The following is a 3,468-nucleotide window of genomic DNA, read 5'->3' as shown; positions in this document are numbered from 1 at the left end:
CACAAGGGCATGGGCATGGTCACAGCCACGAACATGGCCATGCGGATCATTCGCACGCAGCCCACGCCGAGCCCCATGTGCACGGTCCTGATTGCCAGCACGAACATGCGGCACCAGCAGCAACGCCGCCAGCAGGCAAACGCATCGCCATCCCGGTCCGTGCGGCCCCTGCCCAACCACATGTGCACGGCCCCGGCTACGGTCATGAGCACTGAGACCGCACCGTCGGGCCTGCTGCAACTGATCTGGCTCGCATCACCTGCGTTGCCGATTGGCGGCTTCTCGTATTCGGAAGGCCTCGAAGCCGCCATCGAGCAAGGCCTGGTGCACAACGAACAAAGCGCCACCGACTGGGTCGTAGACCAGCTGCACCTGACCCAGTCGCGTGGCGACATGGCCGTGCTGGCCCAAGCCATCCCCGCTTGGCAAAACCTGGACACAGCGCGTCTACAAGCCTTGAACGACTGGGTCTTGGCCACCCGCGAAACGGCTGAAATGCGCTTGCAAGCCGAACAAATGGGACGCTCACTGCTCGACTGGCTGCGCAACCTGCAACAAGCCAGCGCGGCACAACTGCAATGCTGCGCCCAATTACCCCCCACCTACCCACTGGCCATGGCGCTGGCTTTGTCCTTAACGCAAGCGCCTCTTGACCAAGCCCTGCAAGCTTGCGCCTTTGGCTGGGCCGAAAACATGACCCAAGCCGCACTCAAGGCCGTGCCCCTGGGGCAAAGCGCCGGGCAGCGCATGCTGGCGCGTCTGGCCCGAGAAATTCCTGTGGCGGTGCACACCGCCATGCATCTGAATGACAACGAACGCCAAGCCTTCAGCCTCATGCTGGCCATCTTGTCGTCTCGCCACGAAACCCAATACTCCCGCATCTTCCGATCATGAACAGCACATCTTCTGCCTTGCACCACATCCCCCACCGCACGAAAAAACTGCCGCCCCTGCGCGTGGGCATTGGCGGGCCCGTAGGCTCCGGCAAAACCACGCTGCTGGAGATGCTGTGCAAAAACATGCGCGAGCGCTGGGACCTGATCGCCATCACCAACGACATCTACACCAAGGAAGACCAGCGATTGCTGACGGTGAGCGGCGCGCTTGCAGCAGAGCGCATCATGGGCGTCGAAACCGGTGGCTGCCCACACACCGCGATCCGCGAAGACGCGTCGATCAACCTTGAAGCGATTGACCGCATGCTGGAGAAGTTCCCCAACGCCGACGTGGTCTTCATCGAGAGCGGCGGCGATAACCTGGCCGCCACCTTCAGCCCCGAACTGAGTGACCTCACGATCTACGTGATCGATGTGGCCGCAGGCGAAAAGATTCCCCGAAAGGGCGGCCCCGGCATCACCAAGAGCGATCTATTCGTCATCAACAAGACCGACTTGGCCCCGCATGTGGGCGCAGACCTTCAAGTCATGCGCGACGACACCCAGCGCATGCGCCCCAACCGCGAAACCCGCCCCTGGGTCATGACCAACCTGAAAACGCTGGATGGCTTGGCCGAGGTGGTGGCGTTTATTGAAAAAAGAGGCATGCTCAGCCCACATTGACTTGGTTGGCCGCACTGCAGCCCCTGCATCCGGTTTTTTAATCGCTACAATCTCACCCCAAGGAAGCGTGGCAGAGTGGTCGATTGCACCGGTCTTGAAAACCGGCGACTTGAAAAGGTCCGTGAGTTCGAATCTCACCGCTTCCGCCAGAACCCCCAATGCAAAACGCCCCTCTCGGGGCGTTTTGCATGGATGGCCGCTGGTTTTTACTTCTGAAACCGGTGGATGTGTGCATCGCGCAAAACGTTTTTCTGTACCTTGCCCATGATGTTGCGGGGCAAAGTGTCGATCAGCACGCAGTGCTTGGGCACTTTGAAGTTGGCCATTTGTGACTTGATGGCCTGAACCACCGATTCCGGCGAGACACTGGCGCCCGGCTTGGCCACCACCACCGCCACACCCACCTCGCCAAAGTCAGGATGGGGCACGCCGACCACCGCGCTCTCGGCCACGCCGTCCAGGTTGTTGATGAACGATTCGATCTCTGCGGGGTAGACGTTGTAGCCCCCGCTGATGATCAAGTCCTTGCTTCGGCCCACAATGGTCACATAACCGTCGGCGGCTTGCTGCCCCACGTCACCGGTTTTGAAGAAGCCGTCTGCGGTGAACTCTTCCGCTGTTTTTTCTGGCATTTGCCAATAGCCCAAAAAAACATTGGGGCCTTTGACTTGTATCCCACCGATTTCGCCCGCAGGCAGGGGCTGGTTCGCTTCGTCGACCACACGCAGCGTCACGCCGGGCAAAGGGAAACCGACCGTGCCGCCGCGCCGCTCGGACTGGCCATTAAAACGGGCATCCGGCAAGCAGGGGTTGGAGGTCAGCATCACGGTTTCACTCATGCCGTAGCGTTCCAAAATGGCGTGACCCGTGGCCGCTTGCCAAGCGGCGTGGGTTTCAGCCAACATGGGGGCTGAGCCTGACACAAACAGCCGCATGTGGGCGGTGGCCGCCTTGTTCAGGCAGGGCTCGGCCAACATGCGGGTGTAAAGCGTGGGCACGCCCATGAACACCGTGCCCTGCGACATGTGTTCAATGCTGCGCTTGGGGTCGAACTTGTTCATCCAGATCATGGGGCTGCCGTTGATCAAGGCCCCATGGATGGCGACAAACAAGCCATGCACATGGAAAATCGGCAGCGCGTGGATCAACACATCATCGGCCTGCCAGTTCCAATATGTCTTGAGCGTTTGGGCATTGCTGGCGATGTTGCTGTGGGACAGCATGGCCCCCTTGCTGCGCCCTGTCGTGCCGCTGGTGTAGATGATGACGGCCAACGCGTCGGGTGCGACCCGGGCAGGGGTATGTTGGCTGGCCATGGACGCCGCACTTTCGAGCAAACTGCCCTGGCGTTTGTCATCGAGAGTGAAGACGTGGGCCACTTTGTTTTGGGCCGCAATGGGCGTCACCCAGGCCAAGTTGGCCGGACTGCACACCACCACCGCGGGCGTGGCGTTGCCCAAGAAGTAATCCACCTCGCTGCTTTGGTAAGCGGTGTTCAAGGGCAGAAACACATGCCCGGCACGCAAAGTGGCCAGGTAGAGCATCAGCATCTCCACCGACTTGTCCACTTGCACCGCGATCCGGCTGCTGGGGGGCAACTGGAGCGAGTCAATCAAGTTGGCCAACCTGGCGGTTTGGTCTTCCAAGTCTTGCCAGCTGTAGGTGAGCCCCTCTTCGGCCCAGACGGCCGTGGCTTGCTTGTTGGCTGGAAACGCGTTTTGAAGTGCGACGAAAAAATTAGGGTGGGTAGTCATGGGATAACGCTCAAAAGAAACTCAGGCTTTGACCCATTTTTTCAATGGGTTGGCGTACACGACTTCCTCGTTCACAAAGGCCTGGTGACGGGCTTCGACGTAGCCCAAATCATACAAATAATTGACCATGAGAGAGGCTGACTGCTGCAGCCCTT

At 59.9% G+C, this 3,468-nt stretch carries 3 protein-coding genes, 1 tRNA gene and 1 pseudogene; 4 read left to right on the top strand and 1 reads right to left on the bottom strand.

Annotated features, from left to right (window positions below; genetic code table 11):
• The 4 genes and pseudogenes from Q0341_RS14935 to Q0341_RS14920 form a co-directional block, all read left to right on the top strand.
• Positions 1 to 215 (top strand): annotated as a pseudogene (locus Q0341_RS14935) (urease accessory protein UreE); the annotation flags it as partial.
• Positions 205 to 894: an urease accessory UreF family protein gene (locus tag Q0341_RS14930; RefSeq protein ID WP_299514952.1), complete on the top strand. Its 690-nt coding sequence runs from the start codon at positions 205 to 207 to the stop codon at positions 892 to 894. The pseudogene Q0341_RS14935 and the gene Q0341_RS14930, both read left to right, overlap by 11 nt.
• Positions 891 to 1,559: an urease accessory protein UreG gene (gene ureG / locus Q0341_RS14925; protein WP_299514949.1), complete on the top strand. Its 669-nt coding sequence runs from the start codon at positions 891 to 893 to the stop codon at positions 1,557 to 1,559. The genes Q0341_RS14930 and ureG overlap by 4 nt, the downstream gene beginning before the upstream one ends.
• Positions 1,560 to 1,620: 61 nt before the next feature.
• Positions 1,621 to 1,708, top strand: a tRNA-Ser gene (locus Q0341_RS14920).
• A gap of 57 nt (positions 1,709 to 1,765) precedes the next feature.
• Here Q0341_RS14920 and Q0341_RS14915 read toward each other — a convergent pair.
• Complete coding sequence (locus Q0341_RS14915; protein WP_299514946.1) at positions 1,766 to 3,313, bottom strand: malonyl-CoA synthase; 1,548 nt, start codon at positions 3,311 to 3,313, stop codon at positions 1,766 to 1,768.
• Positions 3,314 to 3,468: the final 155 nt, after the last annotated feature.

The sequence above is a fragment of the uncultured Limnohabitans sp. genome (assembly GCF_937889215.1).
Classification (GTDB): domain Bacteria; phylum Pseudomonadota; class Gammaproteobacteria; order Burkholderiales; family Burkholderiaceae_C; genus Limnohabitans_A.
The sequence above is the reverse complement of the archived record's forward strand: the minus strand, read 5'-3'. Positions and strand labels throughout refer to the sequence as shown.

Bases quoted from the DNA above. Each gene is read 5' to 3' on its own strand.
- Q0341_RS14930 (WP_299514952.1), top strand. From the start codon at position 205: ATGAGCACTGAGACCGCACCGTCGGGCCTGCTGCAACTGATCTGGCTC.
- ureG (WP_299514949.1), top strand. From the start codon at position 891: ATGAACAGCACATCTTCTGCCTTGCACCACATCCCCCACCGCACGAAA.
- Q0341_RS14915 (WP_299514946.1), bottom strand. From the start codon at position 3,313: ATGACTACCCACCCTAATTTTTTCGTCGCACTTCAAAACGCGTTTCCA.